This window comes from Haloarcula sp. CBA1129 (genome assembly GCF_008729015.1).
GTDB lineage: Archaea > Halobacteriota > Halobacteria > Halobacteriales > Haloarculaceae > Haloarcula.
In genome coordinates, this window is the sequence record NZ_RKSM01000001.1 from 900,883 (window position 1) to 921,607 (window position 20,725).

At 55.8% G+C, this 20,725-nt stretch carries 21 protein-coding genes; 11 read left to right on the forward strand and 10 right to left on the reverse strand.

Annotated elements, in window-relative coordinates:
• Nucleotides 1-2 precede the first annotated feature (2 nt).
• From arsA to hcsS, 3 genes are read left to right on the forward strand one after another with little or no spacing between them, the layout of a single operon-like run.
• A complete protein-coding gene (gene arsA / locus Har1129_RS04470) occupies nt 3-1,928 on the forward strand; it encodes an arsenical pump-driving ATPase (RefSeq protein WP_151099595.1) in 1,926 nt (641 codons plus the stop codon).
• A complete protein-coding gene (hcsL, locus tag Har1129_RS04475; RefSeq protein WP_151099596.1) occupies nt 1,925-2,293 on the forward strand; it encodes a halo-CC-star protein HcsL in 369 nt (122 codons plus the stop codon). Before arsA ends, hcsL begins: the two co-directional genes overlap by 4 nt.
• The gene (gene hcsS / locus Har1129_RS04480) at nt 2,284-2,472 is read left to right on the forward strand and encodes a halo-CC-star protein HcsS (RefSeq protein WP_151099597.1); all 189 of its coding nucleotides are present in this window, start codon (nt 2,284-2,286) and stop codon (nt 2,470-2,472) included. The genes hcsL and hcsS overlap by 10 nt, the downstream gene beginning before the upstream one ends.
• A 193-nt stretch (nt 2,473-2,665) precedes the next feature.
• Here hcsS and Har1129_RS04485 read toward each other — a convergent pair whose 3' ends face one another.
• Both Har1129_RS04485 and Har1129_RS04490 read right to left on the reverse strand, forming a co-directional pair.
• Entirely contained in the window at nt 2,666-3,157 is a 492-nt protein-coding gene (locus Har1129_RS04485; RefSeq protein ID WP_151099598.1) for a ferritin-like domain-containing protein, read from the reverse strand.
• A gap of 5 nt (nt 3,158-3,162) precedes the next feature.
• Complete coding sequence (locus tag Har1129_RS04490; RefSeq protein WP_151099599.1) at nt 3,163-3,753, reverse strand: hypothetical protein; 591 nt, start codon at nt 3,751-3,753, stop codon at nt 3,163-3,165.
• Nucleotides 3,754-3,858: 105 nt separating this feature from the next.
• Here Har1129_RS04490 and Har1129_RS04495 point away from each other — a divergent pair, with 105 nt between their 5' ends.
• Nucleotides 3,859-4,077, forward strand: a complete 219-nt coding sequence (locus tag Har1129_RS04495; protein ID WP_151099600.1) for a hypothetical protein — start codon at nt 3,859-3,861, stop codon at nt 4,075-4,077.
• 407 nt (nt 4,078-4,484) lie between these two features.
• Entirely contained in the window at nt 4,485-5,699 is a 1,215-nt protein-coding gene (locus tag Har1129_RS04500) for a chromate transporter (protein ID WP_225307737.1), read from the forward strand.
• Nucleotides 5,700-5,754: 55 nt separating this feature from the next.
• On the opposite strand, the gene Har1129_RS04505 is transcribed toward Har1129_RS04500, so the two are convergent.
• On the reverse strand, nt 5,755-7,026 hold the full coding sequence (locus Har1129_RS04505; RefSeq protein ID WP_151099601.1) for an ethylbenzene dehydrogenase-related protein: 1,272 nt from the start codon (nt 7,024-7,026) through the stop codon (nt 5,755-5,757).
• A gap of 253 nt (nt 7,027-7,279) precedes the next feature.
• On the opposite strand from Har1129_RS04505, the gene Har1129_RS04510 reads away from it, so the two are divergent.
• The gene (locus Har1129_RS04510) at nt 7,280-8,644 is read left to right on the forward strand and encodes an MFS transporter (RefSeq protein ID WP_151099602.1); all 1,365 of its coding nucleotides are present in this window, start codon (nt 7,280-7,282) and stop codon (nt 8,642-8,644) included.
• Between the two features lie 98 nt (nt 8,645-8,742).
• Here the strand turns inward: Har1129_RS04510 and Har1129_RS04515 are convergent, their stop codons facing one another.
• The 3 genes from Har1129_RS04515 to Har1129_RS04525 form a co-directional block, all read right to left on the reverse strand.
• The gene (locus Har1129_RS04515) at nt 8,743-9,750 is read right to left on the reverse strand and encodes a lysylphosphatidylglycerol synthase domain-containing protein (RefSeq protein WP_151099603.1); all 1,008 of its coding nucleotides are present in this window, start codon (nt 9,748-9,750) and stop codon (nt 8,743-8,745) included.
• Nucleotides 9,751-10,100: 350 nt separating this feature from the next.
• Nucleotides 10,101-12,278: an amino acid permease gene (locus Har1129_RS04520; protein ID WP_151099604.1), complete on the reverse strand. Its 2,178-nt coding sequence runs from the start codon at nt 12,276-12,278 to the stop codon at nt 10,101-10,103.
• The gene (locus tag Har1129_RS04525) at nt 12,275-12,817 is read right to left on the reverse strand and encodes a TrkA family potassium uptake protein (protein WP_225307738.1); all 543 of its coding nucleotides are present in this window, start codon (nt 12,815-12,817) and stop codon (nt 12,275-12,277) included. The genes Har1129_RS04520 and Har1129_RS04525 overlap by 4 nt, the downstream gene beginning before the upstream one ends.
• A 122-nt stretch (nt 12,818-12,939) precedes the next feature.
• Between Har1129_RS04525 and Har1129_RS04530 the strand changes: the two genes are divergently transcribed.
• Nucleotides 12,940-13,437, forward strand: a complete 498-nt coding sequence (locus tag Har1129_RS04530) for an Lrp/AsnC family transcriptional regulator (RefSeq protein WP_151099605.1) — start codon at nt 12,940-12,942, stop codon at nt 13,435-13,437.
• Between the two features lie 326 nt (nt 13,438-13,763).
• Here the strand turns inward: Har1129_RS04530 and Har1129_RS04535 are convergent, their stop codons facing one another.
• Nucleotides 13,764-14,411 carry a hypothetical protein gene (locus tag Har1129_RS04535; protein WP_225307739.1) on the reverse strand — a complete coding sequence of 216 codons (648 nt, stop codon included), beginning with the start codon at nt 14,409-14,411 and terminating at the stop codon, nt 13,764-13,766.
• Between the two features lie 106 nt (nt 14,412-14,517).
• Here Har1129_RS04535 and Har1129_RS04540 point away from each other — a divergent pair, with 106 nt between their 5' ends.
• Complete coding sequence (locus tag Har1129_RS04540; protein WP_151099542.1) at nt 14,518-15,345, forward strand: IS5 family transposase; 828 nt, start codon at nt 14,518-14,520, stop codon at nt 15,343-15,345.
• A 21-nt stretch (nt 15,346-15,366) separates the two neighbouring features.
• Here Har1129_RS04540 and Har1129_RS04545 read toward each other — a convergent pair whose 3' ends face one another.
• The gene (locus Har1129_RS04545; RefSeq protein ID WP_225307740.1) at nt 15,367-15,585 is read right to left on the reverse strand and encodes a hypothetical protein; all 219 of its coding nucleotides are present in this window, start codon (nt 15,583-15,585) and stop codon (nt 15,367-15,369) included.
• Nucleotides 15,586-16,274: 689 nt separating this feature from the next.
• Here Har1129_RS04545 and Har1129_RS04550 point away from each other — a divergent pair.
• Entirely contained in the window at nt 16,275-17,087 is an 813-nt protein-coding gene (locus Har1129_RS04550) for an aldo/keto reductase (RefSeq protein ID WP_151099606.1), read from the forward strand.
• A gap of 271 nt (nt 17,088-17,358) precedes the next feature.
• Here the strand turns inward: Har1129_RS04550 and Har1129_RS04555 are convergent, their stop codons facing one another.
• Nucleotides 17,359-17,850, reverse strand: coding sequence for a hypothetical protein (locus tag Har1129_RS04555; RefSeq protein ID WP_151099607.1), 492 nt, complete (start codon nt 17,848-17,850; stop codon nt 17,359-17,361).
• Nucleotides 17,843-18,715 (reverse strand): ParA family protein, encoded by an 873-nt coding sequence (locus Har1129_RS04560; protein ID WP_151099608.1) that lies wholly within the window; start codon nt 18,713-18,715, stop codon nt 17,843-17,845. The genes Har1129_RS04555 and Har1129_RS04560 overlap by 8 nt, the downstream gene beginning before the upstream one ends.
• Before the next feature lie 437 nt (nt 18,716-19,152).
• On the opposite strand from Har1129_RS04560, the gene Har1129_RS04565 reads away from it, so the two are divergent.
• Both Har1129_RS04565 and Har1129_RS04570 read left to right on the forward strand, forming a co-directional pair.
• Nucleotides 19,153-19,440: a hypothetical protein gene (locus Har1129_RS04565; protein ID WP_151099609.1), complete on the forward strand. Its 288-nt coding sequence runs from the start codon at nt 19,153-19,155 to the stop codon at nt 19,438-19,440.
• 57 nt (nt 19,441-19,497) lie between these two features.
• Nucleotides 19,498-20,322: a hypothetical protein gene (locus Har1129_RS04570; protein ID WP_151099610.1), complete on the forward strand. Its 825-nt coding sequence runs from the start codon at nt 19,498-19,500 to the stop codon at nt 20,320-20,322.
• Nucleotides 20,323-20,725 lie beyond the last annotated feature (403 nt).

Genomic DNA, 20,725 nt, shown 5'->3' on the forward strand with positions numbered 1-20,725 from the left:
CGATGAGTACACACACTGGAGCCAGGAAAATCGTCGAACCGAGCAGCGAAGATACCGAATTCGTTTTCTTCAGCGGGAAGGGTGGCGTCGGCAAGAGCACTGTCAGCTGTGCTACGGCGACGTGGTTAGCGGACAACGACTATGAAACACTGCTGGTAACAACTGACCCCGCGCCGAACCTCTCGGACATCTTCCAGCAGGAGATTGGCCACGAGGTGACCGAAATCAACGATATCGGCAACCTCTCGGCCATCGAAATTGACCCGGATCAAGCCGCCGAGGAGTACCGCCAAGAGACCATCGAACCGATGCGGGAACTGCTTGACGACGAACAGCTCGAGACCGTCGAGGAGCAACTCAACAGTCCGTGTGTCGATGAGATCGCGGCCTTCGACAATTTCGTCGACTTCATGGAGTCCCCGGAGTACGACGTGGTCGTCTTCGATACCGCACCGACTGGCCACACCATCCGATTGATGGAACTGCCCTCCGACTGGAACGCCGAACTGGAGAAGGGTGGCTCGACCTGTATCGGCCCTGCCGCCTCGATGGAGGACAAGAAGACCCAGTACGAGCGGGCCATCGACACGCTCCAAGATGACGAGCAGACGACCTTCGCGTTCGTCGGCAAGCCCGAGGACTCCTCGCTCGACGAAATAGAGCGCAGCGCTTCGGACTTGAGCGAACTTGGTATCAACTCACAGCTACTCGTGGTCAACGGCTACCTCCCCGAGTCGGTCTGTGACGACCCCTTTTTCGAGGGGAAACGCGAGGACGAACAGGCGGTCGTCGAGCGGGCGAAGACCCAGTTCGACGCAGACGCCACAGCAACCTATCCACTCCAGCCCGGTGAGATCGCTGGCCTGGATTTGCTCTCTGATGTCGGCGGTGTCATTTACGACGGCGAGGAAGCGACCGTCGAAATTGGCTCTGCCACGGACGTCGACACCGACCAGTCAGTCAACGTCGAGACGCTGGCCGACCCCGAGTCGGTCGCCGAACAGTTGACGCCTGGCGAAGACACTCGCTACCTGTTCTTCACTGGGAAAGGCGGTGTCGGCAAGAGCACCGTCGCCGCGACATCGGCGACGAAGCTCGCGGAGGCCGGCTACCAGACGCTCGTCGTCACGACCGACCCGGCCGCTCATCTCGAAGACATCTTCGGCGAGCCGGTTGGCCACGAACCGACGTCGGTCAGTCAGGCGAATCTCGACGCGGCTCGCATCGACCAAGAGAAGGCCCTCGAAGAGTACCGCGAGCAGGTGCTATCCCACGTCCAGGAAATGTACGCGGACAAGGAGGACACCGAACTGGACGTTGAGGCTGCCATCGGTAACGTCGAGGAAGAGCTGGAGTCACCGTGTGCCGAAGAGATGGCCGCACTGGAGAAGTTCGTGAGCTACTTCCAGGAAGACGGCTACGATATTGTCGTCTTCGACACGGCCCCGACAGGCCACACGCTCCGCCTGCTGGAACTCCCGTCCGACTGGAAGGGCTTCATGGATCTGGGTTCACTGACGAAGGGGGCCGCTCCGGCGAAGGGCGACCAGTACGACGAGGTCATCGAGACGATGCAGGACCCCGAGCAGAGTTCCTTCGCGTTCGTCATGTACCCCGAATACACACCAATGATGGAGGCCTACCGTGCGGCTGAAGACCTCAAAGACCAGGTCGGTATCGAGACAGCCTTCGTCGTCGCGAACTACCTGTTGCCTGAGGAGTACGGCGATAACGCCTTCTTCGCGAATCGGCGAGCTCAGCAGGAAAAATACCTCGGCGAAATCAAGGACCGCTTCGAGACACCGATGATGCTCGCGCCGCTGCGTCGGGACGAACCGATCGGGCTGGACGAACTGCGCGCGTTCGGTGGCGAGATTACCGGTCTCTCGGACCTGACGGAGCGAGAGCAGGAGGTGACCATCTCATGAGCGAAGGGCAATCCTCTGAGGCCGCCGTTGAAGAGCAACTCCAGACATTCATGCAGACACTCACCGAGTCAGAGACCTATCAAGAGTTCGTTGAGGCCAGCGAAGCCCTTGAAGAGGACTCGGAGGCGTCGGCATTGCTGCAGGAATTCCAGCAAAAACAACGACAGATGCAACAAGGTGGGTTCGACCAATCGCTCATGAGCGAACTCCAGGATCTCAAATTGGAGATGGACGAAACTGACACGATCCAGCGCCACCGCGAAGCGCAGGAAGCGCTTGTCGAACTGCTCCAGGAGACCAACGACGTAATAAGTGAGCAGATCGGTCAGCAGTTCGCCCAGTCAACTGGGGGTGGGTGCTGTTGAGTACCACCGACGAAGACATGTTAGACGCGGCCGAAGCGCTCGGCGAGGAACTTGCAGCGATGCAGTCCGATGTGGATGACTTCGAGTTCGAGACTGTCCTGATACAGTGCAACGAGGCTATCAGCGAGGAGACAGGGATTCAGTACGACGACATCTGTGACACTGACGATTGCTGTTAAACGACGATATCAGTAATTTCTCACATCGCGTTTTGACCGTATCGGGTGCAATTCTAACCGATAGAGCCCTCAAAAGTATCCGTTAGTCGGGGGAATCTACAGGCGGAGCAGGCCGAGTGCCCCGGAGCTTGACTCCGAGACGGTTCACACCGAGGCGATCTGCTACGCACATTCGCTAGCAGTCAACCAGTGGTCAATGCGACTGTCCCACACGGCGATCCTCAAGGAACTGCTGCATCCGTTCGAGTGCTGCCTGTGCCTCCGACCGGTTCTCCTGTAAATTCGATACGGTCGGCTCTGGGAGCCCTAATTCACCGGCCAAGAGGATCAGTCGGTCAAGGAGCGTGATTTCAAGTCGCTCGTTGATCATCCCGATGCTGATAACATCCAAGTCCCGGAGGTCGTCGTCTTCGACATCGAGAACGAACTGATCTTTCTCCGCGAGCAAGCCCTCCATGATCGGACTGCCCTGTTCGCGCGGTTCCATATCGAGTGCTGCGAAGATGGCTTCGATCCGGTCGATCTGGTCGACTGTATCGCCCTCGTGGCCGCCGAATATCGCCTCGACCTCGTCGCTCGCGGCCGCATCGGCGAGATCGCTGTGAAGATCGAGAATTTCGATCTCCGCGTGATACAGTTTCTGGAGTTCCCGGTCGAACAGTTCGCGCTTGGAAGTGATGGACATCTTACTCAGACCTCCTCAGAATCGTCCTCAATCAGTTGGTCCCGAAGACACTCCTGTACAATGTCGGTATCAACAGCCCCGCTTTCCATAAGAAGGTAGAGACTGCCAGCAGACATAGGTTCGTCCGATTGGAGGTCCTCGAGGAGTTCTGGAATACCCACGTCACTCGCCTGTATATCCAAGGAAACCGAATTAACGAGCAATCTGTCTCGGTGCCCGGCTCGTCGAAGGGCCGCTTCGAACAGCCGCTCGGGCACGGTGTCCTGCGGCACGTCCCCGTCCCGCATCAGTGTGGCGACGCCGACCGTTCGAAGGAGGAACGCGAGCCCATCGCGAACACCAGCCTGGAGGTCTTCGTCCGCAGTCTGCCACTGGCGTCCCCCATCGGTTATCTCACCAAAAATCTCGCGCCACTCATCGTCGTCCAATTCCTCGAGTAGAATGGAAAAGTCCAGTATCGAATTGTAAACGCGCTCGCGAATGTCCCGCCGGCGCTGATACCGTTGCTGTTTCGCGTGTTGTCCGTCATACACCTTCTCACCGGTCAACCACCGCCGATCCTCGGTGGTGAGCATCGCGTTCTTCCTGCCGGTCATAAACGGGACGAGGGTGGCGAGCGGAATAAAACCCAGTCAAAAGTAAATCGATTATAATAGACCAATATGAAAAAATAATTTATTCCTCAGGAACAATGATGAAGTATGGTTCCAGAACGCGACCGGCCTCCGGTGGAGGGGAACAAAGAAGAAACGGAGGTTCCGATAGGTAACAGTCAAGACGCCCTCAATCAGAGCTACAGCATGTGGCGCTGTGGTGAATGTGGTGAGATGGGTGATCTCACAGACGAAGAAACGCTCCCAGAGCGGTGTCCGAGCTGTAACGCATCGAAAGAAGCCTTATTCTACAGGGAAGAGGATTGACTCCACCGTTCTTTTTGCGGAATGGTCGTCAAAAACCGGATGATTACCGTGGCCACCGTCTTTGACGTCTCGCTAAGCAGTATATCGACCATATTTGAACCTCCAAAGTTCGGCCGGAACTCCGAAATCACCACACTGGTTTGGCCGCTCATATCGGGTCCTTCGGTCTACCGACGGCAGTCAATCGGTGTATCGGCCGGAAAGGTCCACAAATAGTACTATTTCACTGGGAACGATGGAAGAAGAGCATCAGGAAGAAAAAGAGCAATCAAAGGAGCAGCCGGCGACCGCCCCGACGCTTCGAGAAGCGACGTGGACGTGGGCGCGGGTCGCAGCGTCCAGCTTCGGCGGACCAGCCGGGCAAATCGCGGTTATGTCCCGATATATCGTCGACGAACAGGGGGTGGGTGAGCGAACGACGCTTCCTGCACGCGCTCAACTACACGATGCTGTTGCCCGGGCCGGAAGCCCAGCAGCTGTCGGTCTATCTCGGCTGGCTGCTCAACGGCACCAGAGGCGGCCTCATCGCCGGCTGGCTGTTCGTCCTCCCCGGCTTCCTCTCGATCCTGGGCCTGAGCATCTTCTATGTGACCTACCGGGAACTCACGGTCGTCACCGGCCTGCTGTTCGGCCTGAAGGCAGCCGTCCTCGTGATCGTGTTCGCGGCCGTGCTCGGCTTGAGTCGGCGCGTGTTCGAGAACCGCCCGATGATCCTGCTAGCTATCGCTGCGTTCATCGGTATGTACGTTTTCAACGTCCCGTTTCCGCTCATCATCACCACCGCCGGTTTGATCGGCTATCTCGGATACCGAATCGCACCGGACGTGTTCACCGTCGTGACCGGCTACGACGCTGACGCCACCACAGCTGTCATCTCCGATGCGCCGTCTGTCTCCCGGCCGTCGAAACGACGGGCGCTGGTAACGCTGGTCACCTGGCTGATCGTCTGGTTCGCCCCGCTGCTCGTTCTCGGTGTGTTCCTCGGCCGGAGCAACGTCCTCGTCAAGGAGGGACTATTCTTCAGCGTCGTCGCGACGGTCTCATTCGGTGGCGCCTATGCGGCGTTAGCCTACGTCGCTCAAGAGGCCGTGCTCACCTACGAGTGGCTGCTCCCCGGGGAGATGCTCGACGGGCTCGGATTCGCGGGCACGACACCCGGGCCGCTCATCCAGGTCGTCCAGTTTGTCGGCTTCATGGGCGCCTATCGGAACCCCGGCGCGCTGGATCCACTGGTCGCTGGCATCGCGGGCTCACTCGTCGTGACGTGGGTAACCTTCGTCCCCAGTTTCCTGTGGATCTTCATGGGCGCACCGTACATCGAGTACCTTCGTGGGCGGACGTCGATCACGGCCGCACTGTCCGCCGTCACAGCGGCCGTCGTCGGTGTCATCGTGAACCTCGGCCTCTGGTTCGCTGTTCAGACGCTCTTCGAGTCGACCGTCGTCGTCGACAGCTACGGGATGCGACTGTTGCTCCCGGTCGTCGCCTCGGTCAATCTGCCGGCGCTCGGGATCGCAGTACTCGCCGGCGTCCTCCATCTCCGATTCGACCAGAGCGTCCTGCGAACGATTGGAGTTGGTGTCATCGCCGGTATCGCGTACGAACTGCTCGTCGTATTGTGATCGGCTATGAAAGAGCCCGTTGAACCGCTTTTTGACGCACGCGATAGGAGATGTCCTACCCGATGACTGAGTCGGGTGCGTTCTCGTAGAGTTCCCACATCGTGACCGATGCGTTACGGATGTCCGCAGCTCGTGGATGGGAGTCGTCGATAAGGTCGTCCCAGATGAGCAGTCCCGGGAACACGAGCGGCAGTGTATACGTCTCGATCCGGTCCCAGTCGGGAGAACCACCGGTGAACTCGGTCGCGACGAGTTTTGTCGTGCCAGCTGTGTACTGTTCACCCGCGTACTCGGGTTCGACACCCAGCCCGAGCTTGTAGGGGTAGCCGACCCAGTGCCAGCGCTGTCCAGCGCCATGGTGGACTGCCGGTGTCCACGTGTAGACGCCCCCTGGCTCCAGTTGTGTCGTATCCAGCGGATGATCTGTCTGTAGATCACGCCACATCTCGACGACCCACTCGCCGTCGTCCCACACACCTGTCGCCTTCCAGTCCGCCGCGCTCCCTTCGGGGTCGCGAAGCGGGCGGCGTGGGATCATCGCGCCCTCCCACTCCGCGACAGCCGGATCAAACGGGACCGCGTCGTCCAGCTCTAGTGCATAGGTGCCGTCCTGTTGGTCTGGGAACTTTCCCTCACGAACCTCGTGATAATCGAGTGCCCCACTCTCCACCACCGCCGGGTCCCACATGAAGTCGGGACCATCCTCGGGGCCCCACTCCTGAGTTCCGTACGTATTGCGGCCCTGGTCGCTGTGGCGGTAATCGAGGACGTGATGATCTGTCCCGTATCCCTTCGGGTTGCTTCGGTGGGCCCGCCACATCGGAAGGTCCAGAAACACGCCCTCCCGCTTCAGCTGCTCGAGTTCGTCTTGTGGCTTAATCGTCCGCCAGTCGTTTTCCCACCACTGCCCCTCGCAGGCCTGTGGGATGTACTTCCGGATATCGGTCTTGTCGAGGCCGTCCGGACCGAAATGATCGTGGGCCTGTACCTCGGACTCTGGTACTTCACTAGGCAGCGACCGCATCCCTTCGTGCACAGTCAACCATCCGCCGAACTCCTCGAGTCCCTTGACCGACCCATCGTCAAGCAAGAAACTCACGCGGTCCTCGTAGAATCCTGAGTGCTCCGAGTGCTCGTCGGCTGTCACCCACGGCGACGGATCTGCGAACTGCCGCCATTTCCCATCCTCGTATACGAGCATATCGTGAATCCACCCCCCAGGGTGGGGCTGGTCCCAGCGAAACCGGAAGTGAACCCGCTCTGAATTGAAAGCAACCTGTGTGTCTAAGTGTTTCAGCGTCTCCGCTGGAAGCCAATTCTCAGTCATCTTGGATATCCTCCCGGAACCGCAAACCACCGACGTTCAATCACGGAATTGCAGCCTAGTGTCTTGGTCATGGTGCGGACTCTCTCGGTAAATCTGTATGAGTTATCCGTCCATAAGAATCTATATACCCGGGTGCTCACGTAATGACTATGATGAGCGGATTACCCACTCGAACTACAGGCAGTATTCCACAGAAGGAACGCTTGTGGTGTGGCGAATCACGTGACCAAACAGGGCATACTCGAAAGGACCTATGAGTCAGGAACAGGTGTCCGTCGACGCCGAGGAAACAGGTCCATTAGACACCTTTCGGCAGTTCTTCGCCTTAGAGCGGGACGTGCTCGTGCTGTCGCTTGCGATGTTCGCCTTCAGTCTCGGCTTCCAGATGACCAGTCGGTTTCTCCCCGAATACATGGTCGCGCTCGGCGCCTCTGGGTTCGTGGTCGGGCTGTTCGGGACTATCGGGAACATCATTTCAGCTGTGTTTCCGTATCCGGGCGGGGCTATTTCGGACCGCATCGGCTCCCGCTACGCACTGACCCTATTCGGGTTGATTTCGACGCTCGGCTTCGGGGTCTGGTTGGTCGCGCCAAATCTCGGGACGTTCGCCGTCGCCGGCGTGACGATCCAGCCCTGGATCTGGATTTTCGTCGGCCTCTTGCTCGCGCAAGGGTGGAAGTCGTTCGGGCTGGGCGCGACGTTCGCGGTCGTCAAGCAGGCGACCGACCCCTCGCGGCTGGCCGCCGGTTTCGCCAGCACGGAGACGTTTCGCCGGACGGCGTTTCTCATTGGGCCAGTGCTCGCGGCTGTCCTCATCGGCTTCCACCCGGATTTCACGGTGAGCTTCCAGTACGTCCTTGCCGTCGCCGTCATCTTCGGGATTATCGGAACCGTCGCCCAGCATCTCCTCTATGATGCCAGCGAAGATGCTATCGGTGACTCCTTCGAGGGGATCGACCAGATCAGACGCGACCTGCGGAATATGCCCGACCCACTCCGCCCGCTACTGGTCGGAGATACGCTCGTCCGGTTCGCTAACGGGATGGTGTACGTCTTTTTCGTGCTTGTGATCACCCAGTTCTACCAAGTCGGCTTCGAGACGACTGTTTCGCTGGCCAGCTTTTCGTATGCGATCGATCTCTCACCGGAGGGGTTCTTCGGTTATCTGCTCGGCGTCGAGATGCTGATTGCGCTGTTGATCATGGCACCCGCAGCGAAACTCGCCGAACGAGTCGGCCTCAAGCCCATCGTCGCGCTGGGGTTCGCCGTCTACGCGTTATTCCCGATCGTCCTTATCGGCGGGCCGGAGGTCCTTGACCCGGTAATGCCGCTCCAGTGGGCCATGGTCCTCATCTTCGCGTTCTCTGGCCTTCGGTTTGCGGGGCTGCCCTCACACAAGGCGCTGATCGTTGGGCCCGCCGAAGCCGGCGCTGGCGGACGTGTCACCGGTACCTACTACCTCCTCCGGAATACCGTCGTTATTCCGAGTGCCGCTCTTGGCGGGTATCTCTGGGAGTTCGTCAATCCAGAAATCGCGTTCACTATCGCAGCAGTCATCGGCGTCGTCGGGACGGGTTACTTCCTGGTGTTCGGCGAAGAGTTTGAGGCGTATGTCTGAACAGGAGCAGCTCCGATCTCGTTCCTGATGATTCTAGTCCGGGTTGGCAGAATCGCTTAACAACGTAAATCCACAGATAACCTTTCCAGTCACTTTGATCAAGTTCTCGGCTGCCATCCACGCAAGTAGGCAACACTGATTCCACCAGCAATTCCACTGAACGGAAGGGAAAGCGTCCGAACGACGAGGACTGCAGCCGTTGCCGCCGTACTGGGGACCCCCGCGACGAGGACGAGCGCACCGCCGAGCAACAGGTCGTACGCGCCGAGGCTTCCCGGGATCGGGACCACGCTTGCGACCTGTGGGAGGGGGATAATGACGAGGATTGGAAGGAAGACGCTGTTGACGCCGAGCCCGGCGAGGGCAATCCAGAGCGCAGCCGCAGTCAAGAACTGTTCAATGAGGCCGCCGACCGCGATGAGAGCGAGCAGACCAGGAGTCTCTTGGAAGCCAACGATTCGTTGCCAATATCGGTCAACACTAGTCGCGACGAACGCTCGATCATGTGGTTGTTCTCGATACAGCCCAGATATCCGTGAAACAACTGGCGTCAGTACCGTTGTAATCCCCTTCGAGAGATGATTGCGAGTCCGGAGAATCATCCCGCCGAACACCACGAGCCCAGCAATAGAAAGACCGAACGTCAGCAAGATCGGGGTCGAATCGGGCGTTCCAAAGAGCACGAACATTCCGAGTACTGCAGAGAAGACGGCCTGCGTACCTGATTTCACGTACTTTGCGGTTGAGCGAACACCGAGAGCCTCAGAGTATCCCGTGTCCGTGGCAACGCTGAAGAATCGAGCCATAATCGGTTCCGAACTGACTGGGCCCGCTGGGCTAAGTGTATCAAAGAAATCGCCAGCGAGCGCGAACTGCACACTTTTGCCGGGCGAAATGCCATCGCCAAGCGGAGCGATCGATGCCCAGACACCGATCGCATCTGCCAATCCCTCCAGCACGACGAGAATCGCCAAGATGGCTAAGGCCAACGGTGTAACAGCGACTGCCCGGTTGAGAACCGTCTCAGCACCGATAGTATAGAGATATCCAGCCAAAATCGCACCGCCGGAACCAACACCAACGAGGAATCGAAGTACTCGTCGCATCGATTAGTATCTCTCTATGTCAGGACGGCAAAGTAATAGCATGGGCTTCGTGTGAGTTCCTGCTTGAGACCACAGTTCGAGAATACGGTTGATGTTCAGACGAGGGGAATTAACGGACTTGAATAATTCTATAAACCCCTAGAAATTGGAATCTCCAGTGCATGTGAGCTGGCAGAGCCTGATCAGTGTTGTTGGACCTGTTCTGTTTCCGGTTCCTTGTAGTCGGACTGAACTGTGGATTGCTCTGGAATGTGTTGATGTGTCCGTACTCACTTCGGGGGCGAAGTACGATTGGTGTGCACTCCGGCGAAAGACAGGTGTCGTCATGCCGTCGCCGAGGCCATCCCAAATTAGAACGTGAGACGTTCGAGGAGCCGGCGTGCAAGACGTGGCTGTCGTGATTTGTGAGGATACACGGTAATTGTCGTGCAGCCTGGACTCGGGAAGACCGGACTCTCATCGAACAGTGCGCTTCGAAGTCTCACGTCATTGCCGCGACGCACTACCACATCCGGATTCGACGGTTGCCCGCCGTCGGGCCTGACCAGTTCCGTACGGACCGGAACAGAGAGCATCTCTGAGAGTTCTGTCTGATAGTCACCGATTGTACGCTCGTACTGAGTAGTATCTTCCAGATCAGCGGGATACCACAGTGAGATATTACCCTGATTCGCGGCGGCGATTGCTTCGGCGACGTTCACTGCCAGCGGCGGGTACGGTCCCCCATCTTCTGAGAGAACAATGTGTTCCGGCTGATCGTATCCGAGATTGTCTACAAGAAGGACATCACAAGGAGCGTGACGAACAATCCAGTCGGTCGGGTCTCCTAATAGTCGGGATCGAAGCCGCAGTGGCTCGTGTTCTGCGACTATCGAGTCTACTCCCCGATTCTCGGCGAAATTGACGACTGCGTGTTTCGTGTCGTGGCTCACAATCTCGTCAGCCTCAATATCGATGTCCAGCTCGGTCGAGAGCGACTCAATCCGAGTTTCGTACGAGATATCGGACGAGGACTGTACCGTTACGTCTTCGGTGAGCGGTGCCTGGTCAGGGACCTCCTCGAACCGCACAACGACCACGCGGCCACCGTCTTGACGGACCAAATCAGCAGCAATAGCGACGAGCGACTGTTCCCGACTCTCGTCGAGGTCCTTCGTGAGTGCAACGAGCACTTCACGTGACGTATCGTCCACCGCGGATTCAGTCTCCGTGAGCACGTCTCTGCCGACGCGTCGACGGACTGCATCCGTTGCCGCTCCCTCTCGACTCACTCGTGATCGGACGTAGAACAAGTACCAGCCGATGCTCGCGACAATGATGACAGCGGCCCCTACGAGTGCAACCGTCCCCATCTGTGTGAGCAACAGTAGCCCGGTGATTGCACCAAATATCTGCATCCAAGGATACAGCGGTGAGGTGAACTCAGGATCGTACTCTGTACTCCCTTCGCGGAATGCGACGACAGCCAGATTGATCAGGCCAAAGACCAGAATCTGGAACGCGCTCGCAAGTTTGGCGATTTCCAGAATCGGGACGAACGCAATCATTACCAACAGCACCATACCTGTGAGCGTTATCGAGGCAACTGGTGTCCCGAATCGCTCACTCACCGTCGAGAGAGACGGTGGAGCGAGTTGATCTCGACTCATAGCGAACGGGTAGCGGGACGAAGAGAGAATCCCCGCATTAGCTGTCGAAATCAGCGCGAGGATGGCCGCAAGTATGACGACAATGACACCGGTTCGACCCAGGGTGGCCTCGGCGGCGACTGCCACAGGCGTCAGTGATCCGGCGACACTCCCCGGATCAGTTACGCCGACCAGTACTGCTACGATAGCCACGTACAGAACGGTCGTGAACGCGAGCGAGCCAAGGATACCGAGTGGAATGTTACGGCCAGGATTTTCGACCTCTTCAGCGACGCTCGCCACCTTCGTTACACCGGCGTACGAGACAAACACCAATCCGGTCGCAGCGAGGAGTCCACCGATTCCATCCGCAAAGAAGTTCGCATAATTAGCGGACTGGACACTTGGTGCGCTTCCAGCGGCGAACCAACCGAGGGCAGCCAACATAACGACGACAATCACAACCTGGAGACGGCCGGTTTGCTTCGCGCCGATGACGTTAATTAGTATCAATACCGCTGCAAGTCCCAGTGCTACGGGCTTCAATGGCAGATCGAACAGCAAGAGCAAGTACGGAACGCCACCGACGAGTGCGAGCGCACCTTTGAACGACAGTGAAAACCAGGTACCGACACCGGCAATGGTTCCAAGCAATGGACCCATCCCCCGCTCGATGTAAATGTACGTCCCACCAGCTTCGGGCATCGCGGTCGCCATCTCGGATTTCGAGAGTGCCGCTGGGACGACAAGCAACCCTGCTAAGGCGTAGGCGAGTATTACTGCTGGCCCCGCAATCTCTAGCGCGAGTGCCGGTAAAATGAAGATGCCACTGCCGATCATTGCGCCGATGCTTATTGCGAGTACCGAGGAGAGACTTAAGTCGCGTTCAAGTTCTTTCATATCGTTTCACCAAATGTTTCTGCTATCGCTGTAGTCACACAGAACGGTTCGTGGCCTGCAGCTGCAAAGAGCGGAACTCTGGCTGGATCGTGTACGAATGCAATAACTCGTGGCACATCGAATCGAGCCTGAACGAGTTGTGCGATGAGCAAATTACGCCTGTCTGAGCGCGTCACAACAATAACCGTCGACGCGGTTTCGACTCCTGCTTCTACAAGGACATCGATGGTCGCTGGATCTCCTGTAAACCCAGGAATATCACTTGATTCGTACGAATTGTCAACGATGGTGACCTGCTGCCCGGCAGCCAGCAATTGTTGAGCAATCGCGGTGCCAACCTGACCGCCACCTAAAATGTAATGTGACGCCTCTTCGGTTTCGTTCGATGAGTCAGTTCTTCCTGCTCGAAGTGGAATCATGTTGCTTGGTCCAAGTGTGGTTGATAGGGCAGATTTCACGACAGTGTTCAGTCTGGCATAGATGACGGAAGTTGATAAACTAGGGGATTTAATTGACGAACCGTCAATTGAAAACCCCATATTATTTGTTACTGTCTCCAAATCGAGAGGGGCTTACAGACACTATCTGGCGAGGGTGATCGAATAACAAAACAAGAACGGAACAAGACTATAGTCCTCCAACACGCCACTATCGACCATTGATGAGAAAGGGCGAACTGGACTCCGTTGACAAGCACATTCTATACTATTTACAACAAGACGCAAGATCGACATCGTCAACTGATATCGCCGAAAAGCTTGGACTGTCGTCAAGTACTGTTCGAACACGTCTGAACAAGTTAGAAGAGAATGGGATCATCCGCGGGTACCACATCGATATCGACTACGACCTCGCCGGGTATCCACTGTACACGAAGATAATTTGTACTGCGCCAGTTCCTGAGCGCGATGAACTCGCAAACGAGGCACGAGATATTCGAGGTGTGACGGCCGTTCGTGAGATTATGACCGGTGAACGGAACGTCTACGTGAACGCCATCGGAAAGGACCACGACGACCTCAATCGGATCAGCACGGAACTAGATGCACTCGGTCTTAGGATTGTCGACGAGCAACTGATCCGCGATGAGTACGTCTGTCCATATCACGGGTTTTTAGACGAGAATGAAGAGCTAACTGACGAGAATACCGAGCCATAATCTAGAGTCAAGCGGAATTGGGATCTGAAAACAATATAGTTAGTTCACGTTTTTGGCCAGTATGCATTGAGATCACCAGTCTCAACTACTGTTAATACACTTAGAATCGACTATGAACAGGCTGATTAGGAGCTTGGAACGGCATCTATCTGTTTTCTCTAGTGAGCCATGCAAGCGTTTATACGATAGAAGAGCCAAGTTTAGATTGACCAATGAGTCTTGAGCAAGCGGTTGACGAAGCGCTCGCGACGTACAACATGTCGCGGAGCGAAGAGGCCGAGGAAACGGGCCGAACAGTCGCCACGCTTCAAGACTAGTAGAGCCGCTTAGTCGAGATTCCGGATCTTTTCCGCGAATTCTGCTTTTGAGAGGCCAGACATATCTTTTAGCTCCGGATAGCTGGCACGGTCGACAGCCTCCTCAACGAACCTAACCCAGAGATCCTCGTGCTTCTCCGCGTAGGCTATTTTCGCCTCACTTGGGTACATATCCAGCTCGTATTCAGCCAGGTCAATCTCGACTGCGTGTTTTCGTTCAAGCGTTCTCGCACCGAAGCTATACAGGTGCTTGAAGAGGACGTTCTTCCGTCGAACGGTCAACAGTCGCTTCGATTCGTTGATGTACCCATTTACCCATTCCCGCCAGTCATAGGAGTCTGGATCGGTCTCTACGGACGTTTCTGGCATAGCGAAGTCCGGATTCAGGCGCCGTAGATAGAACTGAATTAGTGCAACAGCGGTTCGATGGTTGGCATTCGGAAGCGCGTGTTTGAGGATCAGATTCGAGGCGAGTCGGCCCGCTACGTCTGTTGCTGACCCTTCCCATGACGTCCGATTGAGAACATCTGGCAACGCATCGATATCGATATTCTTGTACGCCTCGACAGGTGTCCCCTCTTCTTCTTCGTTCTGAGCGAGAAGTGCGCGGTAAATCTCGAGGAGACGAACGACGATGGTGCTGTTGTTGGCACTCATCTCAGAGAGCGACTCTTTCAGGTTAAAGGGCTCTGGTGAATCGCTGGACAGCGTCGGCTTCGACCGTTAGAACTAGTGGACTGAAGCGGGAAACCGCCGATGGTTCATGTCGAAGATCTCCCGCTTCACGAGCAGAGTGGTTCAGTTAGCTAAAAATGCTGTTGGTGAGCGAGGCGAAGTCGCCGCCCCCGAAGGGGGTGGCGGCTTCGCCGAGTATGCGGTGGTGTCGCTGCACTGTCTGCGGGTTTACCTGGAAAAATCCTACCGAGAAGCACTTGATTTGCTGAGTGAGATGCCACAAATACTCGGGGAGATCGGCCTCAACGCGGCCGATCTCCCCGATCACTCCACGTTAGTCAAGTGGTTTGACAGAATTAAGACAGCGCTTTGGCGAGTGCTGCTGCGCCTGTCGGCGCAGGAGCACAAGCCATCCGGTCACGCTGCCATTGACGCAACGTTCTTTGACCGCGAAAACGCTAGCAAGCACTACTGCCGTCGGACGAATTACCGGGTTCAGACGCTCAAAGCGACAGCTCTCATCGACACAGAAAGCCAAGCCATTCTGGACGTTCACTGTACGACCAAGAAACGCCACGATACACAGCTCGGCTGGCAGGTCGCCCGTCGCAACGCGGGCGACCTCGCCAGCCTCGCTGCGGACAAAGGCTACGATTGGATGTATTTACGCGAGAAACTCCGCGAAAAGGACGTGAGACCGCTGATCAAACATCGTGAGTTCCGGCCCATCGATCACGCGCATAACGCGCGGATCGATGGGCCTCGATACCGCCAACGAGCGATGTGTGAAACCGTCTTCTCGACGATCAAGCGCACGCTCGGCGACGCCGTGCGTGCGCGAACTTGGTACGGTGAATTTCGTGAACTCGTCCTGATGTGTGCAGTTCATAACATCAAGCAGGCAATGAAACAGTGAAATCAAGCTATGTCTGGCGATTCACCACGGCCGGTTAAAGTCAATCTCTTGAACGGGCCTACCGCCGACGCGGGATGTATAGATAACGTAGAATACCTCGTCAATCTCGTATCTCTGGACCTTCACTGCGACGTCGTCGCCGTAGCCGACGATCTGCGAGACGATTTCGTCAGGATCTGGATGGACGAAGTTAAGAGAGAACTGCTTGTCGCCGGGATGATGATAGTAGACGTGCCCCATCTGCGTCCGTATTACTACTCATCTGTGCTTCTTAATCAAGTTCACGAGTGAGATTCTCATCGAAGAGTCGGTGAACCGGTTGATAGCGTCATTGAGCGTGCCGAAGTGAACAACTTGAATGGTAGGAGATACTTGTGATTCCACTGGTCAGATTTATATCATATAATGAATGATGTATATCTATGGCTGTTAGAGTCACCTGTGTTACGAAAGACGACTCTCACCTAGATGGCTGCGAATGCATTACGACTATCGGGTGGAAGAACCCTTCATCCGGCAATACTGGTTCTTCGTCTCCCCAGCAAATGTATGACTTCATCGAGAATGATGGTGGCCGAGCATACGTAGAGTATGACGGTGATACGGCTGATCTAGTAGCTGTTGATGGTGAAACCAAGAAACACGTACGAACAGAACCCGGAACACCTGACAAAAATCTCCTTGACCAACCGTCCTGCTGAGTGATCAGAATAGTTCGGCCCCACCAGTTTTTCTAAATCCAATACCATTCTACTATCGCTCTTGTGAAGCACGTTGTTATTTTAAGAGAGCAGCGTCGAGAGTCACCGTCGCGCCAGCAACGCGCTGCAGGGGCACACGTTCGTGACAGGTGCCGAGGGACGAACCCTGACCGCGTAAGTCGTATCCGACCAACATATTAATGCCCACAAGGTGGGTGTCTCGACTTGATGCCACGTGAATATCTACCACGCCTTGGACTAGGAACGTATTCCGACGAGAAGCGCGACCAGTGGCGCGAGAACGTACATACAGCTCTTGACGTCGGCTTCCGACATATCGACACCGCACAGGTCTACGAGAACGAGCAGTACGTCGGTGAGGGGATCAGGGAATCTAGCGTGGCTCGAGACGACATCTGGCTCTCGACCAAGACCGTCCATCACGACGTCCCGCTAAACGCTGAGCAGGTGCCTGCCGCAATCGATGGCTGTCTCGACCGACTTGGAGTCGACTTCGTTGATCTGTTGTACGTCCACTGGCCGTCCGGCATCTACGACCACGAATCCGTCCTTCCCGCCTACGATGAGGCTTACAAGGCCGGCAAGACTCGCAACGTCGGACTCTCGAACTTTTCGCCGGACCTACTCAACGAGGCGATGGACGTGCTTGATGCCCCACTGTATGCCCATCAAGCCGAGATGCATCCATTGCTCCCGCAGCGAGACCTCGTTGCACACGCCCAGGAACACGACTACACCTTCGTCGCGTATTCACCGCTGGCGAAGGGGGCGGTGTTTGATGTCCCCGAAATCTGCGAGGTCGCTGAGAAGCACGAATGCACGCCAGCGCAAGTGAGTCTGGCGTGGATACTCTCACACGAGAACGTCGCCGCTATTCCGAAGGCCAGCAGCCGGGAACACATGACCCAGAACCTCGCCACCCTGGATCTTGCACTGGATGAGGAGGATATCGAGTTGATCGACTCGATCGAACGCCGCCACCGTGAAGTCGACGCCGATCACGGTCCATGGAACTGGTAGGACGCCGCCATTCGTGGATGGCAGTCTATTGCCTCAGGGGTCGCCATACTGATGAACCGTATTGAATCGGCCTGTTCGAGCCCGTAATTGCTGCGATTAATATTTCGGTCGTGCCACAGTCTGGATCTTGCCCCAGGTGTTTCCTCGAGTTCCTCAGGGATCCAGTCTCAAGGTAATCGCAAGGTAGCAAACGGGTAAGTCAAGACGCAATCTACATTATGTACAAAATGTACAAAATCCAAATAGTGAAGATATTCGACCGAATTTGAGGTTAGTCGTTCGTGGCTTGCTCGCTCAGCATCTCCACAACTTCCTGGACACGCTCCTCATCAGCTTCGATACCACGCTCTCTGAGCACCTGGAGTGCGACTTCATCACCGTGGTCTGCAATCACTTGGAGACACGCATCTTGAAACTCCCTTCCCTCGAACTCGGGCACATCAAACATAGAGCATGCAGCAGTCACCGATGACCGCATCTGGGTGACGCCATTCCATGTCTCCTCCCGGACATAGAAGCCGTGCATATCGGTTTCATCAAATGAGAAGGCCGGCCCACCGGTCGATTCCTCCGTATCCTTCTGGACCTGAGCAGAATCTGTCTCCGTCTCTGGCGCTGTCTTTGTATCCTCAGTAGCCCTCTCCACATCTGGTTGCGACTCATTCTCCGTGTCAGTACGATTGGTACTGTCCGACTCTTCCCCGTCTTCCGTTTGTTTGAGCTGTTCAGCGACGTCCCCGAAACGGTCATCCTCATTAGGCATGGCTGTGGTCCTCCACAAGATCCGCTAAGTGGTCGAAATTCGGGATCTGGTCACAATCTTCGTCGAACTCTGAGACAGGCATCCCCTGTTTGAAAGCACGAGAAATCGCAGTCCGTTCGCGGATTCCTGGCTTCGGAATACTATCGACGTTGTGGCTAGAATCATCAAGGGCATCGAAGATTTCCGGCTCAACGCGAGCGTAGTCAGGAACAAACGAACCAAACTCTCGGTTGAGATTTTCAACAAGAGTCCGATGCTCGTTGTGTTGGCCCATTGTTTCTCGAATCATATTCGGGGTGACTGCGAGAATATCTAACCCGATATTCTGCCGAATTGGAGAAATCTGCCGTTCAATCATCTTATTGAGGCCGTTAATCGAACCAGCACGTGGGATCAGCGGGATGATGACACGCTGGACAGCGATGAGGGCGTTATCGGAGAGCTTCCCACGGCCGCCTGCGGCATCAATTATCACGTAGTCGTATCCGTTTTGCATGAGGGGTTCAACGACGTTGCGCCGAAGCTTCACATCTGCGAACCGTTCGTCCTTCAGCCTCGTCTCTACGTTCTCGAGATCGTTGCTTGATGGGAGGAGGTGAACGCCGAAATCCGTCTCAATGAGCAAGTCTTCGGGGTCCTCACCATCGATAAGGGCATCGCCGAGGTTAGCATCCCGGTCGTAAGCATCGTTGTATCCCAGTTGGGTTGTCATGTGCCCGTCCTTATCCAGATCCAAAAGTACCGTCTCATGGCCACGAGCAGCCAGTCGATCAGCGATATTAAGCGCAATCGTGGATTTTCCGACGCCGCCCTTGAGCAGCGAGACAGCTGTTCCGGGGAACCCTTCAAATTCGTCAGCACTCATTAATCACCACCTCCGATAAGCGGATTTTGTACATTTTGTAGCCAACCTGGATTGTGTGGATGTTGAAGAATTTTCACGAACTGTGGATAATGTACGTTTTGTCCAACTCATACGCGGCTCATTGAGGCTCATCTATCATAAGTCTGCGTCAGACAGATTGCTCGCGCTATGTTTACAATTTAAATTTCGTACATTGTGTACATTATCTCCACAATCAGTATCAAACTAACCAAATTAACGCTACCTACAAAACTCACAATTTCTACATTTTGTACACTTTGTCCACAATCGCTACCATCCCCATCAGGTACCAATTGCGTATAGCCACCAAAATTCTCATAATCTACATTTTCTACATTATTTAGATATTTTACGATATCACCGTCACCGTTCGAATGACAACTTTGTGCCACCCTCACGACTGGAGGTTCTAGACTGTGTCCAATCCAGACGACGTTGACAGCCACGGCTTGCTCACCGAACTCGCAACCTATCAGAACCGAAGGCTCCTGCTCTGGCAACTCGCAGCTGACGGCCGTTCGTTCTGTGGTGTTCGATTCGTTGCTCGGGAGCACGACCTGCAGAACGCGCCCGTCGACGAACAGGTCCACGCGTTCGTCGACGATATGCTCTCGGACGGTGAAATCCGGCCAGAGTACGATACGATGGCTGACTGGGACGCCCTAGAAGCGGCTCATGGCGACACCGCCGACCAGTTCCTCTAGATCGGACTCCTTCCCGTATCGATTTTGTGCGGCCTCCATGGCTGGAGGCTTTCCAGTATGTTGCCTACAGCCGAAGTCCCGTTTGAACCGATCTTCGTTGAAGAACCACTGCTTATCCCAAACTACCGAGAGGCGATCATCAGCAACGTCGGCTTACCGTTCTACGCCGATGTTGACCGTCCTGATGAGGTTCCCGCAGACGAGCAAGAACGCACAATCGACCTTGCAGAACGTATCCTGTGCACCGGCGGCGTCCGAACCGGGTTCGGCCACCACGAAGAGGTCCGAACCTCGATGGAGTCGTGGGCTCCCGATGCCGACGAGGACCGTGACGCCGATCCGGGCTACTGGCGGTCGTCGGTTCTCTTGATGTCGCCCCGCGAGATGAACTTCGGGCAGCTAGACGGTGGACCAGAAGAGAAGCACAAGAAAGCCAAGACAGTACTTGCTTGGGCCGGAGACTGTATCGACACCGACGTCCTTCAGGAGATCGAGCAGTCCCAAGCAGAGGATATCAAACAGGCGTGGCGAGATGCAGCGGAAGCCGAACTAACTCAGCGCAAGATCGAACAGTTCGCCGAGGAGCCGCCGGAAGGACTCGATGGCTGGCAGCGACTTGACGCTGATCATGATGCCGTTGAAGTGGCCTACGTCGCCGACAACCACGGAACCCCGTCAGTTGCGACCGTGTTTGAAGCCGCTGACGGTGAGCTGAAGGCCCACGAGTTCACGCTGGAAGCGTGGGAGGAGAACGATGGGAATCCTCGCGAGGCCCGGCTGAACCGGTATTGCGTCACCACTGACGGCGACGGGGCCTACGCCCGTCTTCGATCACATCTGCTGACCTTCGAGGTCGAGTCCATGGAGCAACTCGAAGTGTGAGTTGATTTCGCGCTGAGTACATCGAAGGCCGACAGTACGGCTGGTCGTATTCCGCTCTGCTGAATTGATTAGAACATTGTAGGAGCCAGTCATCAGGTGCGGACCAGAGCGTGATTGTATCTTAGTCGCTTTTAATGGTTTCCTCAGGGAGCAGTATCTCGGGTCGTTGACGGCAATCTGCAGCCCGTGCGAACGCTCTAATTCGATCCCACTCGTCGGGTGTGAGGTTGCTATCCATAATTGACAACTACCTGTTTGGAAGCTTAATATTTTATGAATTTAGACGAAATAAATAGTGGTTAAGGGGAAGCAACGAGGACACTCACCAATAAAGAATCATATTAATACAGGTCCACAAAGTGGGTGGTTGACTTTTTGTATAGACCAACCTCAGGAAACCCCT

Bases quoted from the DNA above. Each gene is read 5' to 3' on its own strand.
- arsA (WP_151099595.1), top strand. From the start codon at position 3: ATGAGTACACACACTGGAGCCAGGAAAATCGTCGAACCGAGCAGCGAA.
- Har1129_RS04495 (WP_151099600.1), top strand. From the start codon at position 3,859: ATGGTTCCAGAACGCGACCGGCCTCCGGTGGAGGGGAACAAAGAAGAA.
- Har1129_RS04550 (WP_151099606.1), top strand. From the start codon at position 16,275: ATGCCACGTGAATATCTACCACGCCTTGGACTAGGAACGTATTCCGAC.
- Har1129_RS04560 (WP_151099608.1), bottom strand. From the start codon at position 18,715: ATGAGTGCTGACGAATTTGAAGGGTTCCCCGGAACAGCTGTCTCGCTG.
- Har1129_RS04490 (WP_151099599.1), bottom strand. From the start codon at position 3,753: ATGACCGGCAGGAAGAACGCGATGCTCACCACCGAGGATCGGCGGTGG.
- Har1129_RS04570 (WP_151099610.1), top strand. From the start codon at position 19,498: ATGTTGCCTACAGCCGAAGTCCCGTTTGAACCGATCTTCGTTGAAGAA.
- Har1129_RS04515 (WP_151099603.1), bottom strand. From the start codon at position 9,750: ATGCGACGAGTACTTCGATTCCTCGTTGGTGTTGGTTCCGGCGGTGCG.
- hcsL (WP_151099596.1), top strand. From the start codon at position 1,925: ATGAGCGAAGGGCAATCCTCTGAGGCCGCCGTTGAAGAGCAACTCCAG.
- Har1129_RS04485 (WP_151099598.1), bottom strand. From the start codon at position 3,157: ATGTCCATCACTTCCAAGCGCGAACTGTTCGACCGGGAACTCCAGAAA.
- Har1129_RS04520 (WP_151099604.1), bottom strand. From the start codon at position 12,278: ATGAAAGAACTTGAACGCGACTTAAGTCTCTCCTCGGTACTCGCAATA.
- Har1129_RS04535 (WP_225307739.1), bottom strand. From the start codon at position 14,411: ATGAGTGCCAACAACAGCACCATCGTCGTTCGTCTCCTCGAGATTTAC.
- Har1129_RS04510 (WP_151099602.1), top strand. From the start codon at position 7,280: ATGAGTCAGGAACAGGTGTCCGTCGACGCCGAGGAAACAGGTCCATTA.
- Har1129_RS04540 (WP_151099542.1), top strand. From the start codon at position 14,518: ATGTCGAAGATCTCCCGCTTCACGAGCAGAGTGGTTCAGTTAGCTAAA.
- Har1129_RS04530 (WP_151099605.1), top strand. From the start codon at position 12,940: ATGAGAAAGGGCGAACTGGACTCCGTTGACAAGCACATTCTATACTAT.
- Har1129_RS04525 (WP_225307738.1), bottom strand. From the start codon at position 12,817: ATGGGGTTTTCAATTGACGGTTCGTCAATTAAATCCCCTAGTTTATCA.
- Har1129_RS04545 (WP_225307740.1), bottom strand. From the start codon at position 15,585: ATGGGGCACGTCTACTATCATCATCCCGGCGACAAGCAGTTCTCTCTT.
- Har1129_RS04555 (WP_151099607.1), bottom strand. From the start codon at position 17,850: ATGCCTAATGAGGATGACCGTTTCGGGGACGTCGCTGAACAGCTCAAA.
- Har1129_RS04505 (WP_151099601.1), bottom strand. From the start codon at position 7,026: ATGACTGAGAATTGGCTTCCAGCGGAGACGCTGAAACACTTAGACACA.